Source organism: Microcoleus sp. PH2017_08_TRC_O_A (genome assembly GCF_020738665.1).
In the GTDB taxonomy this organism is placed as follows: domain Bacteria; phylum Cyanobacteriota; class Cyanobacteriia; order Cyanobacteriales; family Microcoleaceae; genus Microcoleus.
This window is the reverse complement of record NZ_JAEQCE010000030.1, coordinates 17,761-33,111: the sequence shown is the minus strand read 5'-3', so window position 1 is coordinate 33,111 and position 15,351 is coordinate 17,761. Positions and strand designations below refer to the sequence as shown.

General features: G+C 47.1%; 14 protein-coding genes. 9 read left to right on the top strand and 5 right to left on the bottom strand.

What is annotated here, in order from left to right; genetic code table 11:
- Nucleotides 1-61: 61 nt before the first annotated feature.
- From JGK22_RS12450 to JGK22_RS12435, 4 genes are all read left to right on the top strand, one after another.
- Nucleotides 62-2,890, top strand: coding sequence for a CHAT domain-containing protein (locus JGK22_RS12450; protein WP_293196657.1), 2,829 nt, complete (start codon nt 62-64; stop codon nt 2,888-2,890).
- The gene (locus JGK22_RS12445; RefSeq protein WP_293196656.1) at nt 2,887-3,351 is read left to right on the top strand and encodes a hypothetical protein; all 465 of its coding nucleotides are present in this window, start codon (nt 2,887-2,889) and stop codon (nt 3,349-3,351) included. The genes JGK22_RS12450 and JGK22_RS12445 overlap by 4 nt, the downstream gene beginning before the upstream one ends.
- Nucleotides 3,344-4,714 (top strand): hypothetical protein, encoded by a 1,371-nt coding sequence (locus tag JGK22_RS12440; protein WP_293312968.1) that lies wholly within the window; start codon nt 3,344-3,346, stop codon nt 4,712-4,714. The genes JGK22_RS12445 and JGK22_RS12440 overlap by 8 nt, the downstream gene beginning before the upstream one ends.
- Nucleotides 4,715-4,838: 124 nt before the next feature.
- Entirely contained in the window at nt 4,839-5,408 is a 570-nt protein-coding gene (locus tag JGK22_RS12435) for a Uma2 family endonuclease (protein WP_293205705.1), read from the top strand.
- A gap of 119 nt (nt 5,409-5,527) precedes the next feature.
- Here JGK22_RS12435 and argJ read toward each other — a convergent pair whose 3' ends face one another.
- From argJ to JGK22_RS12415, 4 genes are all read right to left on the bottom strand, one after another.
- Nucleotides 5,528-6,769 (bottom strand): bifunctional ornithine acetyltransferase/N-acetylglutamate synthase, encoded by a 1,242-nt coding sequence (gene argJ / locus JGK22_RS12430; protein ID WP_293183208.1) that lies wholly within the window; start codon nt 6,767-6,769, stop codon nt 5,528-5,530.
- Nucleotides 6,770-7,306: 537 nt separating this feature from the next.
- Nucleotides 7,307-7,447, bottom strand: coding sequence for a hypothetical protein (locus JGK22_RS12425; protein WP_293312982.1), 141 nt, complete (start codon nt 7,445-7,447; stop codon nt 7,307-7,309).
- A 66-nt stretch (nt 7,448-7,513) separates the two neighbouring features.
- The gene (locus JGK22_RS12420) at nt 7,514-7,708 is read right to left on the bottom strand and encodes a hypothetical protein (RefSeq protein WP_293183210.1); all 195 of its coding nucleotides are present in this window, start codon (nt 7,706-7,708) and stop codon (nt 7,514-7,516) included.
- Nucleotides 7,709-7,869: 161 nt separating this feature from the next.
- Entirely contained in the window at nt 7,870-9,312 is a 1,443-nt protein-coding gene (locus JGK22_RS12415; protein ID WP_293183212.1) for a serine/threonine-protein kinase, read from the bottom strand.
- A gap of 132 nt (nt 9,313-9,444) precedes the next feature.
- Between JGK22_RS12415 and JGK22_RS12410 the strand changes: the two genes are divergently transcribed.
- Nucleotides 9,445-9,579: a hypothetical protein gene (locus tag JGK22_RS12410; RefSeq protein WP_293312966.1), complete on the top strand. Its 135-nt coding sequence runs from the start codon at nt 9,445-9,447 to the stop codon at nt 9,577-9,579.
- Between the two features lie 318 nt (nt 9,580-9,897).
- On the opposite strand, the gene JGK22_RS12405 is transcribed toward JGK22_RS12410, so the two are convergent.
- Nucleotides 9,898-10,902, bottom strand: coding sequence for a LysR family transcriptional regulator (locus JGK22_RS12405; protein WP_293182570.1), 1,005 nt, complete (start codon nt 10,900-10,902; stop codon nt 9,898-9,900).
- Nucleotides 10,903-11,202: 300 nt separating this feature from the next.
- Here JGK22_RS12405 and JGK22_RS12400 point away from each other — a divergent pair, with 300 nt between their 5' ends.
- From JGK22_RS12400 to JGK22_RS12385, 4 genes are all read left to right on the top strand, one after another.
- The gene (locus JGK22_RS12400) at nt 11,203-11,916 is read left to right on the top strand and encodes an NnrU family protein (protein ID WP_293182568.1); all 714 of its coding nucleotides are present in this window, start codon (nt 11,203-11,205) and stop codon (nt 11,914-11,916) included.
- A 45-nt stretch (nt 11,917-11,961) separates the two neighbouring features.
- Nucleotides 11,962-12,339 (top strand): thioredoxin domain-containing protein, encoded by a 378-nt coding sequence (locus tag JGK22_RS12395; RefSeq protein ID WP_293182566.1) that lies wholly within the window; start codon nt 11,962-11,964, stop codon nt 12,337-12,339.
- 274 nt (nt 12,340-12,613) lie between these two features.
- On the top strand, nt 12,614-12,832 hold the full coding sequence (locus JGK22_RS12390) for a hypothetical protein (protein ID WP_293182564.1): 219 nt from the start codon (nt 12,614-12,616) through the stop codon (nt 12,830-12,832).
- A gap of 123 nt (nt 12,833-12,955) precedes the next feature.
- Nucleotides 12,956-15,001, top strand: a complete 2,046-nt coding sequence (locus JGK22_RS12385; RefSeq protein WP_293182562.1) for an NAD(P)H-quinone oxidoreductase subunit 5 — start codon at nt 12,956-12,958, stop codon at nt 14,999-15,001.
- Nucleotides 15,002-15,351: the final 350 nt, after the last annotated feature.

The window sequence follows — 15,351 nt, the reverse complement described above, 5'->3', positions numbered from 1 at the left end:
ACCTCATCTTTTTGAGAAAGGCTATACAATAACAAAAACAAACCGCCTCACCATCTCACCAATGTTAGATAAAATCTGGCGATTCCTCAAACAATTAATTCAGCGGCTATTCGGCACCAATCCTACAATTCAACCGCCACCACCTCAACCTGCGCCAACTTTGACTGATGCGGAATACGAGGCGAAGTTGATGGAACTTCTCGAAGGGGTGAATCAGGGCTGGGGAAGAGGCGATGTTGCGGGATTCTTAATCGCAAAACGGATTAAAAATGGTGATTTGGCGGCTTGGTTGCGGAGGTTTGGGGTGCGATTGTTGGAGGGCGCGCAGGGGAGTACAGCGTCTACGGATGCGGTGGTATCGCTTCAGGAATTGGCGCGCAGGTTGGAGTTGTTGAGTGGAGTTGCGGGTGGGGAATTGGGAGAGGTGGCGGGGAATGTTGGTAGGGAGATTTTGGTTGAGTTTCCGCTAGTTTCGGATGAGGGGGAGGAGGATGTTGATGGAGAGGCTGAGAAATGGAAAAAGCGAGGAACTGAGCAATTTATGAAAGGGGATTTTGAAGGGGCGCTGAACTCCTGTGACAAAGCCTTAGAATTCAAACCAGATTTTCACGTTGGCTGGTACAATCGGGGCTGTGTACTGGGTAAATTAGGCAGATTTGAAGATGCGATCGCCTCCTACGACAAAGCCTTAGAAATCAAACCAGATTTTCACTTTGCCTGGGACAATCGGGGCATTATACTTTGCGATAATTTAAACAAATATGAAGAGGCGATCGCCTCCTTCAAAAAAACCTTGAAATTCAAACCAGATTCTTACGAAGCGTGGCACAATCAGGGCGTTGCACTTCGTAATTTAGGCAGGCTTGAAGATGCGATCGCCTCCTACGATAAAGCCTTAGAAATCAAACCAGATAAAGACGAAGCCTGGATTAATCGGGGTGTTGCAGTCAGTAACGCACCTGGATATAGCCAGCTAGTTTATGAAATATTACAAGCAAACTTCCCTAAATCTCCACCAGTAACCAGAACTCTCTTAACTCATAACCTGAAACAGCGCGGCTATGAAGGACAAGTATTAACATTAAAAGCAGGCTTAGAGTATTGCCTACAAAATAGCCACCCCGAAGGATTCGGAAAACTGCATCAAACACTAGGAAATGCTCATTACAGCCGAGGACAACTCAATTTTCCCAACACCTATTGGAATAAAGCCGCCGCCAGCTACCAAGAAGCCCTCAAAACTCTCACACCAGATACTTTCCTCCAACTGCATCTACAAGTATTGCAGAAATTAATCAAAACTTTAGTCAGCTTAAAACAAACTGACGAAGCCAATAAATTACAGCGAGATGCAACCGATTTATTGCAACGCTTGCTGAAACAGCAAAACTATTCGCAACTCACCCAACAGCAACTCACCGACAAATTAGTTAGCTTTGAACAATTAACCGTAAATATATTCATCCAATCAGGGCAGTTTACCCAAGCCTTAGCCACAGCCGAAACAGATAAAAACGTCTGCCTATCTTGGCTGCTGGATGCCTTGCCAATTCCCGATTATGAAACCGAAGAGACAGTCACTCACGCCCAAATTCAGCAACTCCTCAATCCCACAACTTGCGCCATTTACTGGCATCTCAGCGACGCATCCCTGACCACATTCATCATTAAATCCGATGGCTTGTTGTCTCCCGAAACCTGTTTCAGCGATTTTCCAGATGAACTTGAAGAATGGGTGAAGGAGTGGAATCAACAATATACCGATTATCAATCTAAGGAGAAAACAAGTCAAGTAAATCATCCTTGGCGCGGGGGAATGGCAAGTAAATTTTCCCGACTCAATGCAATCCTGAAAATTGATGCGATTGAACAGCAATTAGAGGGAATTACGGAGTTAATTTTGATTCCGCACCGGGACTTGCACCGCTTTCCGATTCATGCTTTGTTTAGTCGGGATTTTGTGGTTAGTTATTTGCCTAGCGCCGCCGTTGGGATTAGTTTGCAACATCGGTTTACCCCCCCCAACCCCCCCCTTAGCAAGGGGGGGGCTAAAGAGAACACTCCAATCTCTCCCTCACAAACTGAGACCTTGAACACTCCAGTCCCCCCCTTAGCAAGGGGGGCTAGGGGGGTTCTTTCCATCCTCAGCATCGAAAATCCGCACAGCACAATTACCGATAAAAACGGCCAACCAAAAAGACTCGCCCCTCTCCCCGCCGCCGAAATCGAATCGGAAATTATTTGCCGAATGTTCGACAATTCCACCCGACTCGAAGAAGACGCAGCCACTCTCGATGAAGTCGAAAGATTATTGCAACAATCACACAATATTTTTCACTTCACCGGCCACGGCAGCTATAATTTCGATCATCCGCTAGAATCGACTTTATACCTCAGCAACACCCACCGATTAACAGTCAGAGAAATTATCCAACTTGACCTCAGCAACTACCAATTAATCTGCCTTCCAGCCTGCGAAACCGCATTGACAGACAAACAAACGATTCTCGCCGAATATGTAGGATTGACTAGCGGTTTTATGCGCGCGGGAGTTGGCTGTGTCGTCAGTACCCTGTGGCCCATAGAATCCGGTGCGAGTACGTTATTAATGATTTATTTCTACCAACGGTGGCGAGAAGCCGGCGATTCTCTACCCGTGGCTTTAGCAAATGCTCAAAAATGGCTACGAGAAGCCACCCGCGAGGATTTAGCCGCCTGGTATCAAGGGGAAATTGACAAGATTTCCGCAAACAGCGCCGAACTTTCTGAAGTTGAATTTATGCTACGCCGATTCTTTAACACGAATCGCCAAGCATTAGCTACAATGGAATTAGATCAACCCTATCAGCATCCCTACTACTGGGCTGCTTTCACCATCACAGGATTATGAAAGACACGCAAAACGAGATTTTCAAAGCTTTTATTATCGCCCTAGTCCAACAAACTGAACCTTTGCCCGCAGCAGTCCAATCCGAGTGCAATAAAATCGGTGAAGCTTTCACGATTATCGATATTGCAAAACTTGCCGAATTGCATCCACCTCTGCTAGCCGCCTATGAAGAAGCTGACACTTGGTTAGTGAATCATAGCAACGAACGCAGCAAAGGATTAGATGTTTTACCGGATGCTGAATTTGAAAATAACAATACTACTAATATTGAAACTGATAACAGCGCTAGCGACATCAGCGACTTGACAAATTTGCCAGAAATTATCAAGAAAATCGAGGAAAAAATTGAGCCGCGCGGGTTTGGAGGATTCCTCAGAAAGATTTTGCAAGCTGGGGACTCTGTGCAAGCAAGTCGAGATACAATCTTATTGTCGATCGCAGATGGATTTGTCCATGAGTAAGGAAAATTGGCTAATCTACCCGACTGTCGATTTGTTTGTCTACGATTTAGCAGACGGTATCGGGCAAAATGAGGACAAGATTAGCCAAAATCGCGCACAGTTTTGGCAAAAGATTTATGGCGACAAAATCTCTGCGCCACAATTAGCAAAACTCAAGCAAGCTGAAACAGAAACTGCTGAGTATATTGAGTTACTGGGCGACAAAAAATTAGCAGCATTTGAGTCTCCCCTCGATGGCTATGCTTATCCCGTGAAAATCGGCGATACTTATGCGGCACAATTTGACTTGTCTGGGAAAATCGAATCCGACAAGGAAAACACATTTAAACCGAAAGAAATTGACTGTTTAGAATGGCTGAAACAACAAGTAATTTCCCGTGTCAATCCACCTGCGACAATTGGTCAAAGTTGGCTGGTTTGGGGACAATTGACTGCTAATGACCAAGATGCTTTAGCAACTGCTAAAAATTGCTATAGTAAACTGAATCTATTCCCCAATGCTAAATGGGAGAGAGACTTAAAAGCTGAGGGTAAATTTTTAGGTGCTGATTTTTACGAATTGTGGCTACCACCGGGGGATAGGGGCAATATCAGTCAAAATTATCATGTCTTAATTTGCTTGTTTCCTTACAATAATGGTCAATCAATTGCCGATATTAGCAAGACTGTCGCTAAACTTTATGTGCATCTAATGCGATTGTTTGCCTTCCGCAATAAGGTGATTTGGGCTTACACTCAAAGCCGCCAACTTAAGGCTGATTTGAAAGATGCTTCGCGGACGATTCAAGACATTGTTCAGCAATTACCGCAACAGGTGAATGCGCCGAAAGTTGACTTGAAAGAATTGCAGCAAAGTTTGGTTGATTCCTTGACAATCTTCTCGGTTTATGCTAATTATATTAGCAGATTGGAAGAGCAAGAAAATACAATCAAAACTAATCTTAAAAATTATAAAAGACGGTTGGAAACTATCGGTGAGGATATGGGAAGTGATGCTGAAGCTTTCAAGTTTATGGCCAGTTTCAGCGATTTTGCTAAGGAGAAGTATGTTTGGCAAGTGGCGGCGGATAATCGGAGTTTGAGTGCGGGTTTGAGGTTGTTGGAAAATGCGATTCAGACGATTGAGGGGATTATTGAGATTGAGAGGGCTAAGAGCGATCGCACTTTAAATGTTACGATTGGGGCTGTTGGTGTGGGAATTGGCACCAGCGGGGTAGCCGCCAGCGTTTATGCTAGTCAAATTAGGAGTCCTGCCAGCCCCACAAATCCGATAAATGTGAATGTAGTTTTTGGGTTGAGTATGGGTTTGGGAATTGTAGCAGGTGCGATCGTCCTGATAATGATAGGCAAGAAATGGCGCTAAAATAGATTAGCGGCGATTTTAGAGGAATCGGCGCAGCAATCGGCGATTGAAATCGCTTCTTATCAAACAAAGTCCGCCTGCGCGGACTGAAGAGAGAAGAAGAGAAGAGAAGAGAGGTAATAAAATGACAACCGTTACTTTAAACTTAGATAGTGTCGAGTTAACAGACGAACAGTTTTACCGTTTATGCCAGATGAATCGAGATTGGCAATTTGAACGGACAACGAAAGGGGAAATCATTATTATGTCACCAGTAGGCGGAGTCAGCGGCAATCGAGAAGCCAATTTAATTGGCTTAGTCTGGATGTGGAATCAACGAACTCAGCTAGGGATAGTGTTTAGTTCTTCAACTATTTTTCGGCTTCCTAATAATGGAGATAGATCCCCTGATGCGGCTTGGGTTAGCTTGGAAAGATGGTCGGCTTTAACTGATGAACAAAGGGAGAAGTTTCCGCCGATTTGTCCTGATTTTGTCATAGAATTGCGATCGCGCACAGATTCGCTAAAGCCGCTTCAGGAGAAAATGCAGGAATATCTCAACAGCGGTTTGCGCTTGGGTTGGTTGATTAATCCTCAAGACGAACAAGTGGAAATTTATCGCGCTAATCGTGAGGTGGAAATTGTACAGTTTCCGGTTAGTTTGTCCGGCGAAGATGTGTTGCCTGGATTTGTGCTGAGTTTGCCGATGGTTTGATTGAGAATTAGAGGAATCAGTCTCTTTCAACCGCCCGGGCTGTGTCGCCGCGATTTCAACCGCCCGGGCTGTGGATGCACAGTTTGCAACCGCCCGGGCTTCTGAAATTACGATCGCCCTTAAGTCGTATACTCCGCATTAATCTTCACGTAGTCGTAACTCAAATCGCATCCCCAAGCCTTCGCGAAACCGCCGCCATTCCCGACAGCAACCTGAATTAAAACCGTGTCTTCCTTCAGATATTCACCAGCAGCAGCAGCCTTCATATAATTACTCGCAGCAGATTTATCGAACTCCTTCGGCTGTCCGTTTTCCATCATCAAAAAATCTCCCAATTGAATCCGCAAATTCTCTTGTTCAAAAGCAACGCCCGCGCGCCCCGCCGCCGCCGCAATTCTTCCCCAATTCGGATCGCGTCCAAAAATAGCAGCTTTCACCAAAGAAGAACCGACGATTGTTTTGGCAATTTTACTCGCAGAAACTTCGTCGGCGGCGCCACTAACTTGTACTTCCACCAAACAAGTTGCACCTTCGCCGTCACGGGCGATCGCCTTTGCCAAATGCACGCAAACTTCTGTTAGCATCGCCTCTAATTTTTCAGCATCCGCGCCCTTTTCTGTAATCGCAGGCGTGCGGGATTGGCCGTTAGTCAAAGCAATTAGCGAATCGTTGGTACTGGTATCGCCGTCAACAGTAATTTGATTGAAACTTCTGTTTGCCGCCCGAGTCAGCATTTCCTGCCACAAATGTGACGACACTGCTGCATCACACGTTACAAATGCCAGCATTGTTGCCATATTCGGGTGAATCATTCCCGAACCTTTGCAAATGCCGCCGATACGCACGGGACGATCGCCAAACATGGTTTCCAGGGCGATCGTTTTCGGCACTAAATCAGTCGTACAAATAGCCTTAGCAGCCGCATCAGAACCAGTTTCCGAGGCCTCAGCAACCAATCGCGGAATTCCCGCCCTCAGCGGCTCCATTTTAATCCGCTGCCCGATCACGCCAGTGGATGCCAAAAGAATCGATTCTGAAGGAATATTCAGCGCTTCGCCCAACAATTTCGCGCTTTCGAGGGCATCTGCTAAACCTAATTCGCCAGTAGCAGCATTTGCTTGTCCGGCATTGCACAAAATTGCTTTGGCGCTGGGTTTAGCTTGCAAGCGCTGGCGGCAGTAGTCCACGCAAGCAGCCCGGACTGTGGATGTGGTGAAGACTCCCGCGGCGATCGCGTCCACCTCTGACAAAATTAAACTTAAATCCGGCAAGCCAGAAGGCTTCAAACCCGCTGTAATTCCCGATGCTCGATATCCTCTCGGTGCTGTAACTCCGCCGCCAATTTCCTTCCAGTCCGACATGATGACCTCCCTAGAGCGTTCTATTCTATTGAGAGGGGATTATATCATTTTAGATTTTAGATTTTAGATTTTAGATTTTAGATTGCCAACAAATGACGAATCAATGAGTTGTTTTTTTGTCGTTTAATCGTTCTTTCCCCGATGCGCGATCTCAAATCCTGTAGCATTGGAATTATTAATCTCTCTATTCTCTCTCTGTGTTCTCTGCGGCCTCTGTGGTTAAATCATTCCGATGCAACCGGAAACGATATGAAAATATAGTTGAGCAATATTAGAAAATTTTGGGACGGGCTAGAAGCCCATCCCACAAGAAAAAAGATTTTTGTGGGATGGGCTTCTAGCCCGTCCTAACTATTTTTGCAAGAGGTCTATTATATTTCATTATTTGTGTTAAATCAATTCCCTAAAACTAATCGCGACTTATTCTGTAGAGATCTAACTCAAGAACAAGTCGCGACGATTTTGTAACTGTCATTATTAATTTTTAGCTGGCAAACAACAAACTCGATTCAACTATCTCGCTGTTGAAAAAACGAGTTATTTGCGATCGACACTCGCCGCAAAACCAATATCTAAACCAACTTCAGCAGCCGCGCGGCTCAGCATAGATTCCTGACGGTTTTTGATGAGGTGTTGGTGGCGCATCATCAGACTGCGCGCTTGTTGTTGGGTAGACATCACTGGTTTTCTCCAAATGTAGGTAATAGGTTTGCGGGCAATTGGGGAAATTAATTGAGCTTTGCCTTAGCTCATGGTGGCGTTGCTGCGATCGTAACTGGCTTGAAGGCTGGGCTGCGGCTTGCCTTGAATGTGGCCCCAGTAGTGAGTATTTTCCATTCCGACTTCGCTGGCGGTGCGGTTGAGCATGGATTGCTGCCGGTTCTTCACCATTTGGTGGTGGCGCATCATCAGAGAGCGGGCTTGATTTTCGGTAGACATATCCGGTTCCTCCGTTTTCCTCGATCGATCTTGGGCTGCTTTTTGTTCCTATTTATAACTATACTAGATATTTCTGTATCTAAAGCTACAAAGTTAAAATTGTAATAAAAGTTTACAATAAGGCAAGAAGTGCGATCGAGAATGCGGGAGTACCGCGAGGCTTAAAAAATATTAGAAAGTAACTTATAAATTAAGCGAAAAATAGCTGTTGCCGCGATCGCCCCTAAAGCAGCCAACCATCCCACAAACAACACGCCTGTGAAAGGAGAATTTGGATAAATCGTAACAGCAGCGCGCAAAGCCGGGAAAAACCACAGTACAGCCAGAGTACCTGCACTAATAATCAGCATCTCAGTTTGCTCGATCGCCCTGCGGTACTGGCCGAAAATTAGCCCCCCGACAATCATCCCCAACAATCCGATACTCACACTTGGATTCGGCAGCAAACTCGTCAGGGCGATCGCCAGCAACCCCCCTTCAAAACCCGTAAACGCAGCCCCACCCAAAATATCCCAAATCGAAAAAGCCCTTCGCGGCCCCGATTGCAGGTTTCCCGGAGGAGTCGCCACCACAGGAGGCACAGGAGGCTGCTGAGTTGGTTGGGGGGTCGGAGTGGGTTGGGGAGGCGGCTGCACCACCATCGTAGGCTGTTGAGAATTGTATTTCAGAGCCGCTTCCACCTCGATCGCCGATTGATAGCGCTGGCTGGGAGCCGGTAACAACATTCGATCGAGAACTTCAGCCAAACGCGGGCTTACCTGTACGTGCGATCGCCAATTCCACTCATTTTCATAACTATCAAACAATTCCGTCGGCTGCAAACCGCTGAGCAAAGTAATGCAAGTCACAGCCAAAGCATAAAAATCCGTTGCGGGATAAACCTCTTGTCCGTTCATCTGTTCGGGCGGAGCATAACCCAAAGAATAAATACCAGTCGAAGCCTTAGAAGCACCCGCAGTTTGCGTCACCTGTTTGACAGCCCCAAAATCTAATAAATAAAGCCGACCACTTTTAGCCCGCATAATATTAGCAGGTTTAATATCCCGGTGAATCGAACCGCGCGAGTGTACAAAATCGAGAACCTTCAAAATTTCCCGCAGCACCTCCATCGTTTCCGCTTCCGAAAACTTGCCTTTAACAACAAGTTCTTCCTCCAAATTGTGACCGTCAATAAATTCTTGAACCAGATAGAAAAACTGATCGTTTTTCCCAGGCTGCAAACTCGGAACAGTCAGCTCAAAAAACGCCAGCAAACTCGGAATTTGCGAATGTTCGTTTCCCAGTTCTTCCAGCACCGCCGCTTCCCGTTCAAACAGAGTTTGAGCGATTTTTAGCTGTGCCGGAGTCATATTTGCCGACGGCTGCAAAAGTTTAGCAACGCACTGCCGCATCGCCGGAGTATAGCGGTCTCTGGCCAAAAATGCCGCCCCAAAACCGCCTTGACCCAGCAACCTGACTGGCAAATAGCGCCCGCTCAAAATTAGGGGCATTCCACAGGCCTTGCAATACCTTTGCTGCACCGTTTTCAGCAGGGAACTGTCATCGAGGTCGGAAAAATTGTTTTGAGGGCGCGGGCAGCCCGGGCGGGTGCAGTAAACTTCCATTTTGGTTTGCTAATTGGTCATAGGGCATTGGGCATTGGGCATTGGTCATCGGGCATTGGGCATTGGGCATTGGGCATTGGGCATTGGGCATTGGGCATTGGGCATTGGGCATTGGTAATTGGTAATTGGTAATTGGGAATTGGTAATTGGGAATTGGTAATTGGTAATTGGGAATTGGGAATTGGGAATTGGGAATTGGGAATTGGGAATTGGGAATTGGGAATTGGGAATTGGGAATTGGGAATTGGTAATTGGTTTAATTCCTAATTCTAGGTGGTCAAACTTTTTCATACTACTCCAGTTTCTTTTACCCTCTTTAATCTAGTTTTGGTATTAGGTTTTGGCATCAAAAAAGCCAATTATATCATGTCCGGTTAATCAGTTATCATTTCAGTGCGAGCGTCTCGCTCGTTCGCTATAGACGCTCGCACTCGCAATAAATATAAGCCATCGCTCGGACATGATATTACCGATTCTCGATTCGCGATTCGCGATTCCCAATTTGCTAATTTTACCAGGGATTATCAAACCAGATTTTAATCTCTAAACTACGCGCGAACTGCTGAGGGCCAGCAACTTAATAAATCAACTTCCCCCTGAGTTGGGAGTTGCTATTTCTATCAGTCCCAAATCGATCGCCGGAGGTTCTTTCTTTTCCTGGGTACTCGAATAAGTAGCAAATGTTGGCAAAATTTCATTGCTGAAAGCCTCTGCTGCTTTAGAACGGTAGCGGTTGGGGTTGTAAATCAGCGACAAAATTCGAGTTACCAAAACTTCGTCCATTTTAGATTTGTGCAAGACGCCCATCATCAACTCTTTTTCGATCGCCGAAACCGACACAAAAGCAGCGCCCAACCCGGACTGAACAGCATTTTTAATGGCTTCGATGGAATTGAGCTCCATCTCGATTTTCAGGCGGCGCGTGTCAATGCCGCAGCGAGTCAGTACCTGATCGATGACTTTGCGGATAGTAGACTGCGAATCGAGGGAAATAAACTGCAATTTATAAAGGTCTTCTTTTTCGATGCTTTCTTGTTGTACCATCGGGTGAGACGGAGGGAGAATTAGAGCCAGTTCGTCCTCAGCGTAAGGAACAATTTCTAAAGCTTCTACAAGTTCGGTAGGGATTTCTCCGCCAACAATTGCCAAATCGATTTGCCCGTTGGCCACACTCCACGCCGTGCGGCGGGTCGAATGCACGTGAAGCTGTACCGCTACATCGGGGTACTTTTGCCGAAACATCCCAATCATTCGGGGTAGCAAGTATGTCCCCGTGGTTTGAGAAGCGCCGACGATCAAAGTACCGCCTTGGAGATTTTGCAAGTCTTCGAGAGCTCGACAAGTTTCTTGACAAAGCGATAAAATTTTCTCGCCGTAACTCAGCAGCAGGTGTCCGGCTTCGGTCAGTTGAGCCCGCCGCCCCCCCCGATCGAACAGCGGCACGTCCAACTGTCTCTCTAGGTTCTGCACTTGCAAGCTAACTGCTGGCTGGGATACGTAGAGGCTGTCGGCGGCGCGTTTGAAGCTTCCTTCAGAGGCGATCGCCTTGAGAATGCGTAACTGGTCTAAAGTGAAAGGAAGGTCAGACATATATCTAAATTGTCAGGAAAGCGGTTGTCAGTTGTCAGTGGGCAGTTGTCAGTGGGCAGTGGGCAGTTGGCATTTGGCAGTTGGCATTTGGCAGTTGAGAGTTGACGGTTGACGGTTGACGGTTGACGGTTGTCAGGAAAGCAGTTGAGAGTTGACGGTTGACTGCTGAGAACTAACAACTGACAACTAACAACTAACAACTAACAACTAACAACTGCCAACCGTCAACTGACAATTGCTCCCATAGATACTTTGTGACACAATTTGGCCGCGAATCAATAACTTTTCTTAATATTTGCAATGACGATCGACTTAGCGCTTGACTCCCACTTAGTTATTCTCGGACTTTTATTTGGTTTTGCGATCGCCCACAGCGGTTTAGCAGCCCTCCGCCCAAAAGGTGAAAAGCTGATCGGGCCGAGACTTTACCGCGTTTTGTTTGCCCTTGTCAGTTTGCCGCTGGCGGTGATTTTGGTTGTCTACTTTTTCAACCACCGCTACGACGGCGTGCAACTTTGGCAAGTACAGGGCGCGCCCGGAGTTAAACCAGTGGTTTGGATACTGTCGGCAATTTCCTTTCTGTTTCTGTACCCAGCAACCTTCAACCTCCTAGAAATTGCCGCCATCCAAAAGCCGGAAGTTCACCTCTACCAAGCCGGGATCATTCGCATTACCCGTCACCCGCAAATGGTGGGACAGGTGATTTGGTGCGTAGCCCACACCCTCTGGATTGGTACTAGCTTTACCCTCGTCACTTCCATCGGTTTGATACTTCACCACCTGTTCGGAGTGTGGCACGGCGACAGCCGACTGCGGGCTCGTTTTGGCGAATCCTTTGAAACCATCAAATCTCAAACCTCAATTATTCCATTTTTGGCAATCCTGCAAAAGCGTCAAACCCTTGACTTGCTTGAGTTCCTGCGCCCTTCCTACCTAGGCGTAGTCATTTTTACAGGCCTGCTGTGGAAAATTCATCCTTTTCTGATGCGTGTCACTGCGAACATATACTGGTAGCATGATCCCTAGGATAGAAAAAAAATTATTAAATTTTGAGGGATCATGGTGTTGTCGGTTAGCGAACGCACTTTTGCACAAGAGGTATTTCAAGCCTCTACCCCCGTTTTAGTTCACTTTTGGGCACCTTGGTGCGGTTTGTGCCGCGCGATCGACCCCACGCTTACAAGTTTTGAAGCACAGTGGGCAGGAAAAGTCAAGCTCCTAGGGGTGAATGCCGATCAAAGTTTGAAGTTGGCAAATACTTACCGACTGAGCAGTCTGCCCACACTGATTTTGTTTGAGGGCGATCGAGTTCTATTTAGATTTGAAAATTATCAAGGTCGCGAGGAACTGCGACGCACTCTGGATTCCTGGATGCTCGCCACTCAGAATTCTCCCCAGACTCAACGCTTACAACCTCAGGAAGCATTGAACAGGTAACATTTCAAAAGCATTGGGCTCTTGTTTAGCTAGATCGGCGGGAATCCCCACACTATATCGTTTACAGATTGGTGTGGGATGAAAGCTAGGTTGATTGAGGTGGGGTGGTTGACCAATCCCGTAGGGCTCTTAGGCCATCATCACTGAAATGGACAATCTTCGATATAATTAGACAGACAGTGGGGCTGGACGTGTTCCTCACTTGAAAATGCTGTAGAGGGAAACAAATTGGAGTACCCCGAAGGAAGATCTTGATATCCTTAACAGGACTCAGATGCCCAAACTATATTGCTTGCAATTAGTGTGGGAGCGTCACAAAGCATTCGCCTCTTGCGTAGAAAGCATTGGGAATTCCCGATTTATCGATCGACCATCCGATCCAAAATCAATGTCGCAGTCTTGGAATCACAGGGCTGCGACATTTGTCTATCTATCTTTTGGCATAGATTTAAGGCGAACTAGATCGATCGCCAACACAAGCAGCAATTCTTAAGGATTGTCGATCGGCAATACTTAAGAATTGTAGAGAGTCTTTCTGCCCAGTCGCGCAAGCGTGTGTCACAATTATTAACAGTTTTGGCAATATCTAGTAGAAACTTTAAACTACCTATCAGTCATGGAACCGCTTTATCAATACGCCTGGCTGATTCCAGTCCTGCCACTGGCAGGCGCAATGCTAGTAGGTTTAGGCTTAATCACCTTTAACCAGGCAACCAACAAACTCCGACAAGCGAATGCGATTTTAATCCTTTCGACCCTCGGAGGGTCAGCGGTAATGTCTTTCGCATTGCTGTGGAGTCAACTACAGGGCCACGCACCCTACACCCGAACCATTCAGTGGGCCTCTGCTGGGGACTTCTCGCTGAACATGGGCTATATCATCGACCCCCTCACGTCGGTAATGCTGGCGATCGTCACCACGGTCGCCTTTTTGGTGATGATTTACACCGACGGCTACATGGCACACGATGACGGGTACGTGAGATTTTACGCCTACCTGAGCATCTTCAGCGCCTCAATGCTAGGTCTAGTAATCAGCCCGAACATCGTTCAGATTTACATTTTCTGGGAACTGGTAGGTATGTGTTCGTACCTGCTAGTCGGATTTTGGTACGATCGCAAACCAGCAGCAGACGCCTGCCAAAAAGCCTTCGTCACCAACCGCGTCGGCGACTTCGGCTTGCTGCTAGGCATCCTAGGCATTTACTGGGCCACCGGCAGCTTTGAATTTGACGTGATGGGCGAACGGCTGCACTCCCTAGTCGAATCCGGTGCTTTGAGCGCAACTCTCGCAACCATCTTCGGAGTCCTGATATTTTTGGGCCCAGCAGCCAAATCAGCTCAATTCCCTCTCCACGTCTGGCTTCCAGACGCAATGGAAGGCCCGACACCAATTTCAGCCCTAATCCACGCCGCGACAATGGTAGCAGCCGGCGTCTTCCTGATCGCTCGGATGTACCCAGTATTTGAAGGACTGCCCGCAGTCATGAATTTGATCGCCTGCACCGGCTGTTTTACAGCATTCATGGGTGCTTCGATCGCAATTACCCAAAATGACATCAAAAAAGGCTTAGCCTACTCCACCATCTCCCAATTGGGCTACATGGTGATGGCAATGGGAGTCGGCGCCTACAGTGCCGGACTCTTCCACCTAATGACCCACGCTTACTTCAAAGCAATGCTGTTCCTGTGTTCAGGTTCAGTCATTCACGGCATGGAAGATGTCGTCGGGCACAACCCCGCCCTCGCTCAAGACATGAGAGTCATGGGCGGCTTGCGGAAATATATGCCGATTACCGCTACTTGCTTTTTAATCGGAAACTTAGCAATCTGTGGCATTCCGCCCTTTGCAGGTTTCTGGTCAAAAGACGAAATCCTCGCCCAAGCTTTCCATGCAAATCCCGCTCTGTGGGCTGTGAGTTGGGTGACTGCGGGGATGACCGCGTTTTATATGTTTCGGATGTATTTCAGCACCTTTGAGGGCGAATTCCGGGGCAATAACAACGCCATCAAGCAACAACTTCTCCAACCGGGTTTGGTTTTCGGCCCTGGGGCGATGAACGTTAAGGAATTGGCATCAACTGGCGAAAATCATGACGCACACGACCATTTTCCTCACGAGTCTCCGCTGACAATGGCTCTGCCGTTAGTGTTGTTGGCTGTACCTTCTGTGTTTATCGGTTTTCTCGGTACGCCGTTTGCCAATTATTTCGAGCAGTTTGTGCGTGCGCCAGGGGAGTCTCTGGAAGAAGTTTTGGCACACGCCGCTGAGTTCGATTTGACGGAATTTCTAATCATGGGCGGAAGTTCTGTAGGTATTGCCTTGTTGGGCATTACTTTGGCTTCTCTGATGTATTTGAGCCGGAAAATCGATGCTGGTGCGATCGCCCAAAAAATCAAACCACTTTACGAGTTCTCCCTCAACAAGTGGTATCTCGACGATATCAACGAGGTTCTCTTCGTCAAAGGCAGCCGCCGTTTAGCGCGGCAAGTCATGGAAGTGGATTTGCGAGTCGTCGATGGTATCGTCAACCTGACAGGGTTTCTCACCCTGGTTACGGGCGAAGGTTTGAAATACTTTGAAAACGGTCGCGCTCAATTTTATGCCCTGATTGTGTTTGTCGCAGTTCTGGGTTTTGCGATCGTTTCTGGAGTAGGTTAAATCTGTAGGGAAACGGCATTGCCGTGTCCTCCGGGTAGGGCAACGGCAATGCCGTCTCCTCCGGGTAGGGCAACGGCATTGCCTGTGAGTCTCAACTTAAGGTAAAACCGAGAGTCCGACAGGGAATGATATCATATCCACTCTTCATCGTCCTGTATTCATCTCTCTTATCTCCCTCTGTGTTCTCTGCGTTCTCTGTGGTTAAATCATTCCGATCCAACCGGAAACGATATGAATTCCCTGGTGGACTGACAGCTTAAGTTGACACGAAGAAGGGCATTGCCATTTCCCACCAGAAGATATTTTAAGAACGGGTATTAGCTCAATAACTCAGAATTGACAATTAGCCA